The sequence below is a fragment of the Superficieibacter electus genome (assembly GCF_002915575.1).
GTDB lineage: Bacteria > Pseudomonadota > Gammaproteobacteria > Enterobacterales > Enterobacteriaceae > Superficieibacter > Superficieibacter electus.
This window is the reverse complement of the sequence record NZ_PQGD01000002.1, coordinates 190,203-206,048: the sequence shown is the minus strand read 5'-3', so window position 1 is coordinate 206,048 and position 15,846 is coordinate 190,203. Positions and strand designations below refer to the sequence as shown.

Sequence of the window (15,846 nt, the reverse complement as noted above, 5' to 3'; positions counted from 1 at the left end):
ATTTATGCTGGAGTTGTTGTTTCTGCTTTTACCCGTTGCTGCTGCTTATGGGTGGTACATGGGGCGCAGAAGTGCACAACAAACTAAACAGGAAGAAGCCAATCGCCTGTCGCGTGACTACGTGACGGGCGTGAACTTCCTGTTAAGCAACCAACAGGACAAGGCGGTCGATCTGTTCCTCGATATGTTAAAAGAGGACACTGGCACCGTCGAGGCCCATCTCACCCTTGGAAACCTGTTTCGCTCTCGTGGCGAAGTCGATCGTGCCATTCGTATTCATCAGACTTTAATGGAAAGCGCGTCGTTAACCTACGATCAGCGCCTGCTGGCGGTACAACAGCTTGGTCGCGATTATATGGCGGCCGGGATGTACGATCGCGCTGAGGACATGTTCAGCCAACTGGTGGATGAAACGGACTTTCGGGTGAGCGCGCTACAGCAATTGTTGCAAATCGCCCAGGCGACCAGCGACTGGCAAAAAGCGATCGATGTGGCTGAACGGCTGGTGAAACTGGGCAAAGAAAAACATCGCGGCGAAATTGCCCATTTTTACTGTGAACTGGCGCTCCAGCAGATGGGCAACGACGATATGGATAAGGCGATGGCGCTGTTGAAAAAAGGCGCAGCGGCCGATCGCAACAGTGCGCGCATTTCCATCATGATGGGGCGCGTGTTTATGGCGAAGGGCGATTATGCCAAAGCCGTTGAAAGTTTGCTGCGGGTCATTAATCAGGATAAGGAACTGGTGAGTGAAACGCTGGAAATGCTGCAAACCTGCTACCAGCAGTTGGGTAAGAACGACGAATGGGCCGAATTCCTGCGTCGCTGTGTGGAAGAAAACGTGGGCGCGACGGCAGAGCTGATGTTGGCTGATATCGTTGAACAGCGTGAGGGGCAGGAGAGTGCGCAGGTGTATGTTACTCGTCACCTTCAACAGCACCCCACGATGCGCGTTTTCCATAAGCTGATGGACTACCACCTCAATGAAGCCGAAGAAGGCCGCGCCAAAGAGAGTCTGATGGTGCTGCGAGACATGGTTGGCGAGCAGGTGCGGAGTAAACCCCGCTTTCGCTGCCAGAAGTGCGGCTTTACTGCTTATACCCTCTACTGGCATTGTCCTTCCTGCCGGGCCTGGTCAACGGTGAAACCTATCCGCGGACTTGACGGACAATAATAAAAAAAGGCGTTAATTAGTTACAACATACTTAATGTTATTCCTCGCTATTGTCCACCTCCCGTTTTTAACTGGCATTGCAGGGAAAAATGCAGCCTGTCATTTTGATGAAGCCGCAGGTAGAATGCTCGCCGTTTACCTTTTTTTGCGCCTGCTGTGCGCCATCATCAGGAAGGTTCGCTCATGACGTCTATTGTTTCATCCTCTTCACGCTCTACAACGCTTTCGCCCGTTGTTGTCGCACTCGACTATGATAACCTTACTCATGCACTGGCATTCGTTGACCGCATCGATCCTAAGGATTGCCGTCTCAAAGTCGGGAAAGAGATGTTTACCCGCTTTGGCCCTCAGCTGGTACGTGACCTTCAGCAACGAGGTTTTGGCGTATTTCTCGATCTGAAATTTCATGATATCCCCAATACCACTGCGCGTGCGGTCGCCGCTGCGGCTGATCTTGGCGTATGGATGGTCAATGTGCATGCGAGCGGCGGAGAGCGGATGATGAACGCGGCGCGTGAAGCGCTGATACCTTTTGGCAAGGAGGCACCACTGCTGATTGCGGTAACGGTGTTAACCAGTATGGAAAGCAGCGATCTTGCCGGGCTGGGAGTAACATTGTCGCCTGCTGACTATGCAGCGACGCTGGCACGCCTGACACAACAGTGCGGTCTGGACGGTGTGGTCTGCTCTGCACAAGAGGCCGTGCGTTTTAAGCAGGATCTGGGCCAGGCATTTAAACTGATCACGCCGGGCATCCGTCCGCAGGGTAGTGCGGCAGGCGACCAGCGACGTATCATGACGCCGGAACAGGCACAGGCGGCTGGCGTGGATTATATGGTGATCGGCCGCCCAATCACTCAATCTCCCGATCCGTTAGTGACTTTACAGACCATCAATGCATCACTGCGTCAGGAGGCATAATGAACGACTCAGCGAATTCCCGGCTGGTTTATTCAACCGAAACGGGCCGCATTAATGAGCCTGCGATCGCATCTGAACGACCAAAGGGTGATGGGATTGTACGCATCCAGCGGCAGACCAGCGGACGCAAAGGAAAAGGCGTTTGTGTTATTACAGGGATTGATGCTGATGATGCCACCCTTAATAAACTGGCCGCAGAGCTTAAGAAAAAATGCGGCTGTGGCGGAGCGCTGAAAGACGGCGTCATTGAGATTCAGGGTGATAAGCGGGATCTGATTAAAACGCTGCTGGAAGCCAAAGGCATGAAAGTAAAACTGGCTGGCGGCTAATAAAAACACGCGAGCCACAGTGTAAACTGTGGCTCGTATAAATAGTGCTTAAAAAGGTAATATGTGTGTGAAGGGGAAGGTTATTTACTAACCTGGTGGCCGATAACACCACCTACTGCCGCGCCACCCAGAGTACCCAACGCGCTACCATCAGACAGCACTGCGCCACCGATAGCACCCGCACCTGCACCCAATGCCGTATTACGGTCGCGTTTAGACCAGTTTGAACATGCGCTCAGAGACATTGCCAGAGTAACTGCCAGAACCGCGGCGGCCATTTTTTTACTCGTTAAGTTCATCATACCTTCTCCTGAATAATTGATTCATGGAAGAATTTCCCTTTTATTATAGCTGCTGGCCATAATATTGGGGCCGTCCATGAGTTTTGTTTGCAGGTGTAAAAAATCACGCAGGTGATTGTTCTGGCCTGTCGTTTCGTTAAGCTAAGTTTAGGTTTTTCCCTTTGATCAGACAGGTAAAAACTCTTAATTAGTGACCAGGATAAATCTCAGAGAAGGGCAGCAGCCTGCACAGAGGCAGGCTGTGTAGACTCAGACAGGATGAACAATATCGACACTAAGACCGCTTTCAGTTAACTGCAACCGTATTTCCTCATTTAGTCCGTCGTCAGTGACCAGCCGGTGAAGATGCGTCGTCGGCCGCAAAGGATACGGATGGATGGCCCCAAATTTAGAGCTGTCGGAAAGAATAATGGTTTCGCCGCCTTTCTCCAGTACCGCATTCACCACATCTGCGCGCAGCATATCGCGGCTGGTAAAACCGGTATCCGGCTGCCAGCCATCTATGCCAATAAAAGCTTTATTGAAGTGAACGTTCTGCGCATAAAAACGAGTGAGCGGGCCCACCATACTTTCGCTTGTCTTCTGATAAATACCGCCCAGGAGAATAACTTCACCGGGACTGTCTTTCAGTAAATGGGCAATATAGCTGCTGACGGTAACAATGGTAGTGGCTTTGGTTTCCGCCAGAATACGTGCCAGCAGTGCATTACAACTGCCATTTTCAATAAATACGGTTTCACCGGGAGCAACAAGCGTTGAGGCAAACTGAGCAATATCACGCTTTTGTGAGAAATTACTGAGCATGCGCGTTTCGACATTATCATTATCAAGCGGTACGGCTGCGCCGTGCTGGCGACGTAAATAACTCTGCTTTTCAAGTAATGTCAGATCCTGACGGATAGTGACCTCAGAAACATTAAAGGTTTTTGCGAGTTCAGAGACGCTCATTCGTCCTTTATCGGTCACCAGCTGAATAATATTGTGTTGTCGGGCATTCATAGTCGTAACGTCACGTCCCTTGTTATTAACTATACGCAATTGGCCGGTAACTAGATTTCCCATGGTGATTTTGGCGAGCCTTGCTCACCGGGCCGTTCGCGCTTTACCTGCTCCAGAAGCTCAGCTTTAAGAATTTCTAAGTTATGGATAGCAGAGTGGTAATCACCGGCGACCAGGATATCAAGCACAGTGTCTATACGTTGTGCCACATTGTGCGGATTGAGTTCGGCCATAAGGTATCCTTTATCGAAAAGTGAATAAATTCAATGATGCAAAAAATGATGATAAAAGAAAAGTAAAAAAATATGCTATTAATGGACCGTTTTCGATTGATACTCACGATACCACTTTTCAAAAGCCTCCGCTGGCATTGGTTTGGCAAATAAAAAGCCCTGTCTCTCATTTACGCCATTACGGGTAAGAAAGATATCTTCTTTTTTTGTTTCCACTCCTTCAGCAATGACCCGTAGCTGAAGCGCCTGCGCAAAGGCTATTATGGCTCGCACCAGTGACTGCGAAACGGCCTGCTTATGCACGTCACGCACAAAGCTTTGATCCAGCTTGATGGCATTTATAGGGAAGTGCGCCAGTTTGGAGAGAGAAGAATAACCCGTTCCAAAGTCATCAAGATGGATCTGAGCACCGAGCTCGCTGAATTGCTGAATAACCGAATGCGCTTGTTCGGCATTTTCAATCAGGCAACTTTCAGTCAGTTCCACGTCAATGGGGCAATCATCAAACTGAAATTCCTTGAGAGCCTGATTCAGATCGCTAAAAATCGACTGATCGGCTAACTGGCGAGCTGAGACGTTAACCGCTACCCGCAGGTGAATGCCTTTCTCACGCCAGTCCGCCAACTGGCGAACGACCTCCAGCATAACCCAGCGGCCAAGGGGGACAATCAGGCCAGACTCTTCAGCATAGGCAATAAACTCCTGCGGAGGGATTAATCCCCGTTCAGGTGATTGCCAGCGTACCAGCGCTTCCAGACTATGAACCTCGCCGTCCCAGTCTATTTTGGGTTGATAATGAATGTGAAGCTGGAGGTTTTCCAGCGCTTTACGCAGGTTAGTGTCGAGCCATAAATATTCGAATACCCGCTGGTTCATTTCCGGGGCAAAAACGCAGAACTTCCCCCGACCATTTTCTTTGGCGGTGTACATGGCAGTATCGGCGTTGCGAATGACACTTTCACGATCCTCTCCATGCTGGGGCGCAATTGCAATGCCCAACGAACAACTGGTATAGACCTCAATAAGGCCGACACGGAAGGGCTGCTGCAATTGGTGAAGGATTCGCGAAGCCATTGCTTCCAGCGCGGCCTGAGATGTGGTGGTTGCCAGCACAATAAATTCATCACCTCCCAGGCGAGCCAGCATCTGCCCCTCTTCAAGACAGCTTAAAATCGCCAGCGATACGGCCTGAAGCAGCCTGTCGCCAAATACATGGCCGTAGGCGTCATTTATCTTTTTAAAATTATCAAGGTCCAGATAAACAATACCGACCTGGGTGTCGCCACGTAATTCAATGGCTTGTGCGATCAACTCCTGGATAGCATTTCTGTTCGGCAAGCCAGTGACGCTGTCGGTATTAGCCAGCACCCGTAAATGTTCCTGGGTCCGCCGCTCCTCGGTAATGTCGGTGCCGGAACAAATGAGGAAAATTTCGTTTTTGCCGCTGCCACTGTGGACAAATTTATTACGAAACAAAAACAGTCGCTGGCCTTTGCGAGTATTGATCCAGCGCTCGACTTCATAGGAACTACCGTTATTAAAAAAATCGTTAATATATTCGCGGGAGGCATTAGCTTCGCCCGGCGTCATAAAAAGATTAAATATGCTTTGCCCGATGACTTCATGTTCTTTTTTACCAGCATACTCTTCGCTCAGACGGTTAAAGCGCTGAATATTTCCGTGGCGATCAAGGATGACGATCACTGAATTGGCTTCAGAGACAACCTGCTCGGCAAAAGAGAGACTTTGTGCCAAATCCCGGGCTACCGACGACGTATCATTCCATGCTGAAGACGTTCCGGCCCATTCATCGGCGCTGACCTTGCGACCAACAAGATGAATGGGTACCTCACAATTATAAATGTTGAGTGTTATTTTAATACTGGAAGTTATAACACTGAGTTCCCGTATTCGCGATGCCTGATCTGCGGTAAGGGTAATCACCTGGGTGAGAGAGGCGTTTTCGTTTGCCATCAGATAGAGCGCATTACTGTGTGCTTTAAACCGCCAGCGTGGACTGGCGCTCCCGGTAAACCGGGACAACAGATTATGCTCAGGCTCGTTTTTCATATCCTCTCCGCACAATAAATATGTCTCAATTAAGCGTATTTATGCCCGGCACGGTACGTGTCGACACTTTTAGTGTGAACGCTTTTACTGGTTTTGGCGGAAAATTTTAGAAAAATGGCAGGGAGGTCGCATTCGCGAAATGAATATAAAAATGGCTTTCCGTGTTGGCGGAAAGCCGTATCGTTTATTGATTAACAATCAAACGGCAGGACGTGCGATCACGCTGCGGGTCTCAAGACGAACTTCGGCGATAGTAACATCAATCACCTCCGTGACTTTATAGACCACTTCACCTTTAATTTGCACCGTACCGTTTTCCTGGCTGCACACCAACTCGTCGCGGACAGCATGAATGAACGGAGCCGGAATAAAGGCGACTGCGCCGTTATCTACCAGCCGTACGCGCATTCCACCGCGGCTGATATCGATAATTTCCGCTGCAAAACGGGTATCGGTGCCGGCTTTATCCTGCAGGAAACGAGCATACAACCAGTCGCCGACATCACGTTCGGCCATCCGGTTCAGGCGACGGCGTTCTGCCATCTGCACGGTAACGTCTGCCAGGGGGCGCGCAATCGTCTCACCTTTAATGACGGCTTTCAGCAGACGATGGTTAATCATATCGCCGTACTTACGAATCGGAGAGGTCCAGGTCGCGTAAGCTTCCAGTCCGAGGCCGAAATGAGGACCCGGCTCGACGCTGATTTCCGCATACGACTGGAAACGACGAATACGGCTGTCAAGGAAGCTGGTTGGCTGCGCATCCAGTTCACGACGCAGTTTGCAAAAGCCCGGCAACGTTAATACCTCTTGCGTATCAACATGCATACCGTGGGTTTTCAACAATGCGGCCAGTTGCTCACTGTTCGCGGGATCGAAACCCGTATGAACGTTATAGATACCGAAGCCGAGTTTGTCGCGCAGTACGCGGGCGGCGCAGATATTGGCTGCGATCATTGACTCTTCAACAATACGATTTGCAATGCGGCGAGGTTCGGCAACGATATCCAGGACTTCACCTTTCTCCCCCAACACAAAGCGGTAGTCAGGGCGATCTTTAAAGACCAGCGCGTGGTTATGACGCCATTCGCCGCGGCTCAGGCAAATCCGGTTTAACAGGGTGATTTGCCGCGCGATATTTTCGCTTTGCGGTTGCCAGCCGTTATTCTCCAGCCAGTCAGATACATTGTCGTAAGCCAGTTTGGCTTTCGACTCGATGGTTGCCGCAAAGAATTCAATATCATCCTCGATGGCACCTTCGGCATTGATCACCATCCGGCAGGCCAGCACCGGGCGGACTTCCTGCGGACGCAGGGAACATAAATTGTCTGACAGCTCGCGGGGCAACATTGGAATGTTAAAGCCCGGCAGATAGTTGGTGAAAGCACGTACTTTAGCAGTCTCATCAAGCGTGCTGCCTTCTGCAATCCAGGCCGTTGGGTCGGCGATAGCAACCGTTAATTGCAACTTGCCGTCAGCGAGCTCTTCAGCGAACAGTGCATCATCCATATCTTCAGTGCTGGCACTGTCAATGGTGACGAAATCCAGCGCAGTCAGATCGCGGCGAAGTAACCCTTCATCCAGCATCTCCACCGTAGTACCCTGCGGCGCGTCTTTTTCGAGATTGTGACGTGCCAGAGTCACCCACCATGGAACAAAATGGTCATCACCAAAGGTGATAAACTGCGTCAGCTCAGCATAAAAACTGCGGTCGCCCTTAAGCGGATGGCGGCGCATCTCAGCCACGGCCCAGTCGCCATTTTGAAAATCATCTGTAACGCCGCGCTCGGCACGGCAGGGAATCGCTTCTTTCAGCAGGGGATGATCCGGCACAATAGTAAGACGGTCATCTTTCTTCTGTACTTTGCCAACGAAACGGGTCAGGAACGGCTCGACCAGTTCTTCCGGCTCCGCGCTTTCGCGATCTTTTTCACTGTGGATCACAGCGATAATACGGTCGCCATGCATGACTTTTTTCATCTGCGGCGGCGGAATGAAGTAGCTTTTTTGCGCATCGACTTCAAGGAAGCCATAGCCTTTTTCCGTGGCTTTAACAACCCCTTCAGCACGAGGGGTCTGAGAATGTAGTTGCTGTTTAAGCTGCGCAAGCAGCGGGTTATCCTGAAGCATAATGATGTATTTTCGTGGCCTAAGAGCGGCTGACAGTTTTACGCGAATCTTACCCTTCCAGCAAGCGCTGTTTAACCCTTTCCCTTACACCCTGTCGGGTCAGATCGTTTCACCCAGCGCAATCCTTAGCCGATTAAGCCAGCCACATAATCCACTCCATGCCAGCAGGTTAATCGCTTCCTCGACGGAAAGACCATGTTCAATTAGCGGGGTAAATTGTGCCGCGCTAAAGCGATCCGGCGCGCGGGTTAATAATTGAACAGACTGAATAATAACCTGCTCCAGGGGGCGGTGTTCACACCATTTCTTTAAGGTTTCCTCATCCTGAAAATAAAGCCCAATCTCATCGTCAACAGTATCGCTCCAGGCGCTAAAACAGCTTGCGCTACCGTTAATGCGTGAGGTGACCAGGGCGGCCAGTGGCGTGAAGGTGGACGACGGAAGGGCGCTAATGATGCTGGCGGTCGCATCCAGCGTGCGACAGTCATAGACCAGCAGGGGAACCAGACCTTCCAGGGGGAAAAGCCCTTGCCATTTCTCCCGTGCTGCGGTCTGCTCTGCGCTGGCGTAATGCGGTTCAATGCCAGCCAGTGTCGGAAGCCATTTCACATCCGGACGGGTAAAATGGGTTGCCTGCGCATCTTCTTGTACTGGCATGCCGGGTATCCAGCGCACCGGCTGGGCGTTCAGCGCCTGAAGCGTTGCCAGCACCCGGGCCTGAAAGCCGACGAAGCCAATAATCTGATTAATTAGCACGATGTCATAGGATGTGAGCCCAACATCTTCAAGTTGCGTTTTCGCCTGGGCTGTAATGACGGACGGAGAGCTGGCAAGCTGCCTTGCATATTGGGTGATCTGCGCCAGACGATGATTACTTTCACGCGATGAATCGGGGCCAGGTAAAGGCGTTAGCCGCGCTGCATAGTGATTACATAAACGCTGTACCCCGTAGACCTGGGCGACGGTCAGGGCAGTACTGAGTCTATCGTAGGCACTGAATGTTTGCAGGCGCGTGACCGTAACGTTATTTGGAAAAAGAAGGGTAGTCAGTTCCCGGGCAGGCTTTATCCAGCCTTCACTTGCAGTAAGAAGCGATTCGGGAAGCGTAAGCTCAAGCAGGAAGCGGTCCTCAACATGAGCGGCTTCGGGAACTAATGGCAGAACGTCCGACGGACAGGTACTGGATTGTGTCTCATGATACCAGTGATTTTTACCGGAAACGCGGCGTTGTTCCATGGGCTTTCCTTGATCTGAAGGTGGCGACCCGTGCAAATGCAGGCGCGGTGCAGCGGATCGTTTTAACCTGGATATCCTGGCGTAAGCCCGTGCAGGGATAAAAGAATGAAGGGTGATATTTAATAGCCGATCGGAATATAGAAGAGCGATAACCCTCTTCGCGAGCGCGAAGAGGGGCAGAAACTTATTTCAGTTCCAGTTCATTCATCGCAGCGATGCTGAAACCGCCATCAACGTGAACGACTTCACCGGAGATACCGGCAGAGAGGTTAGAGCACAGGAAGGCGGCGGAGTTGCCGACGTCCTCAATCGTGACGGTACGACGAATCGGAGTAACCGCTTCACAGTGCGCCAGCATCTTACGGAAGTCTTTGATGCCAGAGGCTGCCAGAGTGCGGATAGGACCAGCAGAGATGGCGTTAACACGCACACCTTCCGGACCCATGGCATTCGCCATATAGCGCACGTTAGCTTCCAGAGACGCTTTTGCCAGACCCATCACGTTATAGTTAGGAATGGCACGTTCTGCTCCCAGGTAAGACAGGGTCAGCAGGGCAGAATCCGGGTTCAGCATTTCACGACACGCTTTTGCCAGCGCAACAAAGCTGTAGGCGCTGATGTCGTGTGCGATTTTGAAGCCTTCACGGGTAACGGCATTCACATAATCGCCGTCTAACTGGTCGCCAGGCGCAAAACCGATGGAATGCACAAAACCGTCAAATTTAGGCCAGCTTTTTGCCAGCTCGCTGAACAGCGCGTTAATGCTTTCATCTTCAGCTACGTCACACGGCAGCACAATGCTGGAACCCAGCTCCGCGGCAAAACCTTCCACGCGGCCTTTCAGTTTGTCGTTCTGATAGGTGAACGCCAGCTCAGCCCCTTCACGATGCATAGCCTGTGCAATACCGTAGGCAATGGAGAGTTTACTGGCGACGCCAGTGATCAGAATGCGCTTACCGGTAAGAAAACCCATAGCTTTTAATCCTTAGTTGATTGGTGCTTATTCTGCCTAAAAATCAGGCGGTTTGTTGCTTTAACACAGCAGTACGAAACCGTAAACGGCCATTATAAGCTACTAGACAGGTGGAGGCTATACCTGACACAGTGCCTCACTAATCATCGGAGGAGTGTGCGGCGATGGGCATGGTACGAGAGCGCTTGAATGATTTATATTGTGAATCTGCAATTTTCTTATAAATAGACAAAAGAATGTATTAAATAAATATATTCTGAAAATAAAGTTTCTTCACGAAAACTATTTGAATGGCATTCGCAAGCAGAGTAATGTTATTTATAATATCTAATCGAGTAAAATCCATATTTTTATTATTTTGCTAAAAATAATATTTACTAAAGTCCAAAATCTACGTATGCTTTATCGCGTCATTTTTGATGGCATCTACTGTGCATACATTATTTGAATATATAGTGATATCTTATTCATATTCAGGTGATGATTGAATTGCATGGTGAATAATTAGCGATTAAGCATAAGGTTGTGCGAATGAAAATTTCAATTATTGCTCTCTCCACCGTGTTTGCGTTGGGAATGATATCCAGTGCGCAAGCTGTGCAGGGGAACTATGGCAAAGTGCATTTCTGGGGAGAAATTACCGAGTCGCCCTGCGATATGCCGCCTTCAGAACTTAACAAAGATGTACCAATGGGTCAGGTGTCTGATAGTAACCTGAATCAGGGAATTAAATCAGGTATGACGGCATTTACGCTGAAACTCACCAATTGTAATTCCGCTACGTTGACTACCACAAAAACCTCTTTCACTGGTGAGGCAGGCCCAACCGCAGTGGCTAACAGCTTTGCGGTCAAGCAGGCGGGAATTAATATGGCCGACGTTGGCCTGATCATGACCGATATGCAGTCAGTCAAAGTGGTTGAGAATGCCCCGGTCGTTAAACCGGGCGTTTCAGTTGATGAGGTCTGGACGCCGTTTAACGGCACGCATTTACTGGAATTCGGCGCTTACTTGCAGGGTATTCCTAGTGGTACCGCCACAGCGGGTTTGTATACCAGCGACGTGAATTTCTCTATCCAGTATCAGTAATTATTACTTGTAGTGTGATTATTTTCCTGGACCCAGGCGGAGTTTGCTCCGCCTGTCATATCATGGGATAAATGCGCAGGGACAGAATGAATAATAAAAAGCGCAAACTTGCTATAGCGATAAGTTTGTCGCTGCTCAGCCATGCTGCCGCAGTAATTGCTGATGATAGTGTCGATTTTAATACTGATTTTCTTGATGTGAAGGATCGCAAAAATATTAGTGTCGGACAGTTTTCAATGTCGGGCTATGTCATCCCTGGTCAGTATTGGCTGGCGGTAAAAATAAACGGCACAACGTTACCTGATGAATATTTTATCGATTTTATTGTTGCCAAAAATAAACCGACAGGCAGTGCATCAGTTCCCTGTTTGACGCGGGAACTGGTGGATCAATTTGGTCTTAAGCCAGATGTGGTTGCAGGTTTACGCTGGCAGGATAACCCCGTCTGCATGGTGCCAGGCCAACTTGATGGTGTCATGGTGAAGGGCAATCTGAACCAGTCAACGCTGGAGGTCAGTATTCCACAAGCATTTCTGGAATATACCGATCAGGACTGGGACCCGCCTGCGCGCTGGGACACAGGTATTAACGGTGGCATTCTTGATTATCATATTGACGGTCAGTTTCGTCACGATCAGCAGGATGGCGCACAGATGCTGGATCTGACTGGCAACGGCGTTGCGGGGCTGAATCTGGATGCCTGGCGCATGCGTGCAGACTGGCAACTGGATTACAGTCACGATGATCGTGATAGCGACGAGTCAGCTGCTGGTCAGCAGCTTGAATGGACAGGCTCACGCTACTATGCCTACCGCCCAATCCCCTTGCTGCGCTCAAAATTGACCCTGGGCGAGGATTATTTGCAATCTGATGTCTTTGACAGTTTCAGCTTTATCGGTGCCAGTCTGGTGTCTGATGACACTATGCTGCCGCCCAATTTACAGGGATACGCGCCGGAAATTGTTGGCGTGGCCCACAGCAACGCAAAAGTTACCATCACCCAACTGGGAAGAATACTGTATCAAACCCAGGTTCCCGCCGGACCCTTTCGCCTCCAGGATTTGAGCCAGTCGGTTTCCGGTGAACTGGACGTGAAAGTGGAGGAGCAGAACGGCGACGTTCAACAGTTTACGGTCAATACCGCCAGCGTCCCTTTTCTGACGCGACCTGGCCTTGTGCGTTACAAATTGGCATTGGGGCGTCCGCAGATGTGGGAACACAAGCTTAACGGGCCGATGTTCGCCAGCGCCGAAGCCTCATGGGGCGTCAGTAATGGCTGGTCGTTATACGGTGGACTCATTGGTGATGAGCATTACCGGGCGGTGGCGCTGGGCGTTGGACGCGATCTGTCAATCCTCGGTGCGTTGTCAGCTGACGTCACACGGGCTAATGCCGATGTGGACGGCAAGGGAACGTTTCGCGGTAACTCCTGGCGACTTAGCTATTCCAAACGCTTCGATGAATATCACAGCAATATCACATTTGCTGGTTACCGTTTTTCAGATCGCAACTACATGAGCATGAGCGATTATCTGGACGCGCCTGAATACGCCGGTGACCGACAGGAAGATCAGTATTATCGCGACGGCTACAACTATCGCAATAAAGAGATGTATACGATCACTTTTAACCAGAATATCCCCGACTACGGGCTGAGTTTTTATCTGAATTACTCTCGTCGCACCTACTGGAACCAGTCGGATGAAAATAACTACAGCCTGTCGCTGGCTAAAACGCTCGAAATCGGGCGGTTTAAAAATATCAGCATGTCCCTTACCGGCTACCGTAATCAGAGCAGCGAATTCAGTGATGACGGCGTTTATATCTCCTTCTCAATGCCCATCGGCGACAACGACAACGTGAGCTACAACAGCACGCTGGGCAAGAATAGTGCACAGCGGCTGGGTTACTACGGACGCATTAATGCGCATAGCAACTATCAAATCAATGCCGGTGTAGACAGTGGAGATCATATCAGCGCTGATGGCTATTACAGCCAGGAAGGGGCGATCGGCAAAAGCGATTTAACCATCAGTTACCTTGATGGCGACTACGCCTCAGCCGGCTTCTCGCTGGAAGGCGGCGCGACGCTCACTGCCAAAGGAGGGGCGCTGCATCCTGTAAGTTCACGCGGCAGCAGCCGTTTGCTGCTGGATACGTCAGGTGTGCCGGACGTGGCGATGGGGGAATGGGGGAGCGCCACTCGTTCCAACCGTTTCGGGAAGGCGGTCATTGCGGATATGGGCATGTATACCCGCCGTTCCGTTGGACTGGATTTACGCCAGTTGCCGGACAAAGCCGAAGCCTCCCGTTCGGTGGTACAGGCGACCCTGACCGAAGGCGCGATCGGCTATCGTGAATTTGATGTCATCACCGGCGAGCGGGTGCTGGCGGTTTTACGTCTTGTCAATGGCGAGTTTCCGCCATTTGGTGCCGAGGTGCTGAATGCCCGCCGTAAAATGCTGGGCGTACTGGCTGATGATGGCAATGTTTTTCTGGCGGGAGTGAAAGCAGGAGAGCGCGTGCTGGTGCGTCAGGAGGGGCATATCTTTTGCCAGGCGACTTTACCGGCGGTACTGCCTGCCCAGGAGCTAACACAAACGCTGTTACTACCCTGTGCAGAAGTAAATGAAAACGACATTAAGGAGTAGCGTAATGAATGGAAAAGGATGCCTTGCCTGTGCTCTGACAGCACTTGTTCTGCTGGCTGGCCGTGTACAGGCCTCGGTCACTATTGAGCAGACGCGGGTTGTCTATAACGCCAGCGAAAAGGCGGTCAGTTTGAAGGTGATCAACCGTGATAAAGCCCGACCATATCTGGCGCAGACATGGCTGGAAGATCAAAATGGCAACAAAATCACCTCGCCGCTAATGGTGCTGCCGCCCATCCAGCGTGTCGATGCCAACAGTACCTCTCAGGTGCGGATTCAGGCATTACCTGCGACGGCGCAACTGCCCCAGGATCGGGAAAGCCTGTTCTGGTTCAACATTCGCGAGATCCCGCCGCGGAGTAAAAAAGAGAATGTGCTTCAGGTGGCGCTGCACACCAAAGTGAAGTTATTTTATCGGCCAGCGGCGATCATGACCCTGCCGGAGCAGCCATGGCAGGAAAAGCTGGTGGTGCGCAAAGTCGGTAGCGAATTACAGCTGGAAAACCCGACGCCTTACCATATCACCATTGTAAATCTTGCGGCGAAGAAAGGAGCCGGAACGCTAAAGGGTTTCGAACCGCTGATGCTCGCGCCTTTTGAAAAACAGACCGCGCCATGGAACGTCTCGACGCTGACCAGCGATGCTGTCATCAGTTATATCAACGACTACGGTGGGCGTCCGGAACTGACGCTCAATTGCAGCCAGATTCCCTGCACATTAACGCCGTTACAGGAAAAAAAGGCGCAGCAATGAAACGGGCGAGCCTGATGATTTTGCTGTTAATGAGTCTGAACGCCCTGGCGGCAACGTACTCCTCGACGCAGCAGCTAACCATCATTATCGATCCGCCACCACCGTGCCAGCTAACGGTCAGCGATCTGGATTTTGGCGTGGTGGCAGTGAGCAAAATTGATAACAGCAGCTATAAAAAGCTGCCGCTGCGGTTTGTGTTTAGCTGTAGCGAAGTGAATCAGGCGCTGACGGTGAAGATGAAAATCGTCGCGACCGCGCTGGATGATACGACCGCGCAGACCTCAGTACCGGGATTGGGCGTGCAGTTTTTTGTTGGCAATGCCGTCACGCCGCTGCCGCTGAACAGTGACATCACTAATCAGGGGCAGCCAGCGGACGTAGTGGCGCGAGGGCTATCAATAATGCCGTTTATTATGCCAGGCGAGTCGGTGGAGGCCGGGACGTTTCGCGCGCAAATGAGCTTGCAAATGGAGTACCAGTAATGAAGCGTTGGCTCTTTCTTTGCGTCTGCCTGTGGGCGAATCAAGGTTTTGCGGTTAGCGCCAGTTTTGTTGTGCAAGGCACTCTGGTGTTAAGCCCCTGCGTTCTGCCGCCGGAGGCCAGCCAGATTGAAGTCGATATGGGCAATTGGTCACAGGAAACCTTCGCTGTCAGTGAAACCGGGCCGGCAGTGCCATTTGTGATTCATCTTGAGGAATGTTACCCGGAGGTGGCATCCACGGCAGAGGTGAGCTTTAACGGGCAATCCACGGTGGAAAATACGGATGTGTTAAGCCTTGACACCAGCAGTACGGCGACCGGAATCGGTATTGCAATATCGGGACAGGACGGCAGGACTATTACTCTCAACCGTGGCGTCTATGCCTGGCGTCTGGCGTCAGGCGTTAACGATATCCCGCTACAGGCGCAGGTGATAGTGGTGAGCGATACCGTACAACCGGGGACGTATTCGGCGACGGTGAATTTCACCCTTAGTTATCCCTAA

The 15,846-nt window shown here is 51.0% G+C and carries 15 protein-coding genes; 8 read left to right on the top strand and 7 right to left on the bottom strand.

The genetic code is table 11. The annotated features are described in order from the left end of the window. Nucleotides 1–4: 4 nt before the first annotated feature. From lapB to yciH, 3 genes are all read left to right on the top strand, one after another. The gene (gene lapB, locus CHU32_RS03040; RefSeq protein ID WP_103676533.1) at nucleotides 5–1,174 is read left to right on the top strand and encodes a lipopolysaccharide assembly protein LapB; all 1,170 of its coding nucleotides are present in this window, start codon (nucleotides 5–7) and stop codon (nucleotides 1,172–1,174) included. A gap of 183 nt (nucleotides 1,175–1,357) precedes the next feature. Further along, the gene (gene pyrF, locus CHU32_RS03035; RefSeq protein WP_103676532.1) at nucleotides 1,358–2,095 is read left to right on the top strand and encodes an orotidine-5'-phosphate decarboxylase; all 738 of its coding nucleotides are present in this window, start codon (nucleotides 1,358–1,360) and stop codon (nucleotides 2,093–2,095) included. Further along, nucleotides 2,095–2,424, top strand: coding sequence for a stress response translation initiation inhibitor YciH (gene yciH / locus CHU32_RS03030; RefSeq protein ID WP_103676531.1), 330 nt, complete (start codon nucleotides 2,095–2,097; stop codon nucleotides 2,422–2,424). Before pyrF ends, yciH begins: the two co-directional genes overlap by 1 nt. Nucleotides 2,425–2,504: 80 nt before the next feature. Here the strand turns inward: yciH and osmB are convergent, their stop codons facing one another. From osmB to fabI, 7 genes are all read right to left on the bottom strand, one after another. Beyond that, complete coding sequence (gene osmB, locus CHU32_RS03025) at nucleotides 2,505–2,723, bottom strand: osmotically-inducible lipoprotein OsmB (RefSeq protein WP_103750783.1); 219 nt, start codon at nucleotides 2,721–2,723, stop codon at nucleotides 2,505–2,507. Between the two features lie 252 nt (nucleotides 2,724–2,975). Next, complete coding sequence (locus tag CHU32_RS03020; protein WP_103676530.1) at nucleotides 2,976–3,725, bottom strand: DeoR/GlpR family DNA-binding transcription regulator; 750 nt, start codon at nucleotides 3,723–3,725, stop codon at nucleotides 2,976–2,978. Between the two features lie 50 nt (nucleotides 3,726–3,775). After that, nucleotides 3,776–3,958, bottom strand: a complete 183-nt coding sequence (locus tag CHU32_RS03015) for a YciZ family protein (RefSeq protein ID WP_103676529.1) — start codon at nucleotides 3,956–3,958, stop codon at nucleotides 3,776–3,778. Between the two features lie 78 nt (nucleotides 3,959–4,036). Further along, a complete protein-coding gene (pdeR, locus tag CHU32_RS03010) occupies nucleotides 4,037–6,028 on the bottom strand; it encodes a cyclic di-GMP phosphodiesterase (protein ID WP_103676528.1) in 1,992 nt (663 codons plus the stop codon). Nucleotides 6,029–6,226: 198 nt separating this feature from the next. Further along, entirely contained in the window at nucleotides 6,227–8,158 is a 1,932-nt protein-coding gene (locus CHU32_RS03005; protein WP_103676527.1) for an exoribonuclease II, read from the bottom strand. A 99-nt stretch (nucleotides 8,159–8,257) separates the two neighbouring features. Beyond that, nucleotides 8,258–9,394, bottom strand: a complete 1,137-nt coding sequence (locus tag CHU32_RS03000) for a carboxymuconolactone decarboxylase family protein (RefSeq protein ID WP_103676526.1) — start codon at nucleotides 9,392–9,394, stop codon at nucleotides 8,258–8,260. A gap of 184 nt (nucleotides 9,395–9,578) precedes the next feature. After that, on the bottom strand, nucleotides 9,579–10,367 hold the full coding sequence (gene fabI / locus CHU32_RS02995) for an enoyl-ACP reductase FabI (RefSeq protein WP_103676525.1): 789 nt from the start codon (nucleotides 10,365–10,367) through the stop codon (nucleotides 9,579–9,581). Nucleotides 10,368–10,898: 531 nt separating this feature from the next. Here fabI and CHU32_RS02990 point away from each other — a divergent pair. The 5 genes from CHU32_RS02990 to CHU32_RS02970 all read left to right on the top strand — a co-directional run bounded on the left by CHU32_RS02990 (nucleotide 10,899) and on the right by CHU32_RS02970 (nucleotide 15,846). After that, entirely contained in the window at nucleotides 10,899–11,456 is a 558-nt protein-coding gene (locus CHU32_RS02990) for a fimbrial protein (protein ID WP_103676524.1), read from the top strand. Nucleotides 11,457–11,542: 86 nt separating this feature from the next. Next, nucleotides 11,543–14,107, top strand: a complete 2,565-nt coding sequence (locus CHU32_RS02985) for an outer membrane usher protein (RefSeq protein WP_176691663.1) — start codon at nucleotides 11,543–11,545, stop codon at nucleotides 14,105–14,107. Nucleotides 14,108–14,111: 4 nt separating this feature from the next. Then, nucleotides 14,112–14,861 (top strand): fimbrial biogenesis chaperone, encoded by a 750-nt coding sequence (locus CHU32_RS02980; protein ID WP_103676522.1) that lies wholly within the window; start codon nucleotides 14,112–14,114, stop codon nucleotides 14,859–14,861. Next, nucleotides 14,858–15,343, top strand: coding sequence for a fimbrial protein (locus tag CHU32_RS02975; RefSeq protein ID WP_103676521.1), 486 nt, complete (start codon nucleotides 14,858–14,860; stop codon nucleotides 15,341–15,343). Before CHU32_RS02980 ends, CHU32_RS02975 begins: the two co-directional genes overlap by 4 nt. After that, nucleotides 15,343–15,846: a fimbrial protein gene (locus tag CHU32_RS02970; RefSeq protein WP_103676520.1), complete on the top strand. Its 504-nt coding sequence runs from the start codon at nucleotides 15,343–15,345 to the stop codon at nucleotides 15,844–15,846. The genes CHU32_RS02975 and CHU32_RS02970 overlap by 1 nt, the downstream gene beginning before the upstream one ends.

Coding starts and splice junctions, on each gene's coding strand:
- pyrF (WP_103676532.1), top strand. CDS start 1,358: ATGACGTCTATTGTTTCATCCTCTTCACGCTCTACAACGCTTTCGCCC.
- CHU32_RS03020 (WP_103676530.1), bottom strand. CDS start 3,725: ATGAATGCCCGACAACACAATATTATTCAGCTGGTGACCGATAAAGGA.
- CHU32_RS02990 (WP_103676524.1), top strand. CDS start 10,899: ATGAAAATTTCAATTATTGCTCTCTCCACCGTGTTTGCGTTGGGAATG.
- CHU32_RS03005 (WP_103676527.1), bottom strand. CDS start 8,158: ATGCTTCAGGATAACCCGCTGCTTGCGCAGCTTAAACAGCAACTACAT.
- fabI (WP_103676525.1), bottom strand. CDS start 10,367: ATGGGTTTTCTTACCGGTAAGCGCATTCTGATCACTGGCGTCGCCAGT.
- lapB (WP_103676533.1), top strand. CDS start 5: ATGCTGGAGTTGTTGTTTCTGCTTTTACCCGTTGCTGCTGCTTATGGG.
- CHU32_RS03000 (WP_103676526.1), bottom strand. CDS start 9,394: ATGGAACAACGCCGCGTTTCCGGTAAAAATCACTGGTATCATGAGACA.
- CHU32_RS02970 (WP_103676520.1), top strand. CDS start 15,343: ATGAAGCGTTGGCTCTTTCTTTGCGTCTGCCTGTGGGCGAATCAAGGT.
- osmB (WP_103750783.1), bottom strand. CDS start 2,723: ATGAACTTAACGAGTAAAAAAATGGCCGCCGCGGTTCTGGCAGTTACT.
- CHU32_RS03015 (WP_103676529.1), bottom strand. CDS start 3,958: ATGGCCGAACTCAATCCGCACAATGTGGCACAACGTATAGACACTGTG.
- CHU32_RS02975 (WP_103676521.1), top strand. CDS start 14,858: ATGAAACGGGCGAGCCTGATGATTTTGCTGTTAATGAGTCTGAACGCC.
- CHU32_RS02985 (WP_176691663.1), top strand. CDS start 11,543: ATGAATAATAAAAAGCGCAAACTTGCTATAGCGATAAGTTTGTCGCTG.
- yciH (WP_103676531.1), top strand. CDS start 2,095: ATGAACGACTCAGCGAATTCCCGGCTGGTTTATTCAACCGAAACGGGC.
- CHU32_RS02980 (WP_103676522.1), top strand. CDS start 14,112: ATGAATGGAAAAGGATGCCTTGCCTGTGCTCTGACAGCACTTGTTCTG.
- pdeR (WP_103676528.1), bottom strand. CDS start 6,028: ATGAAAAACGAGCCTGAGCATAATCTGTTGTCCCGGTTTACCGGGAGC.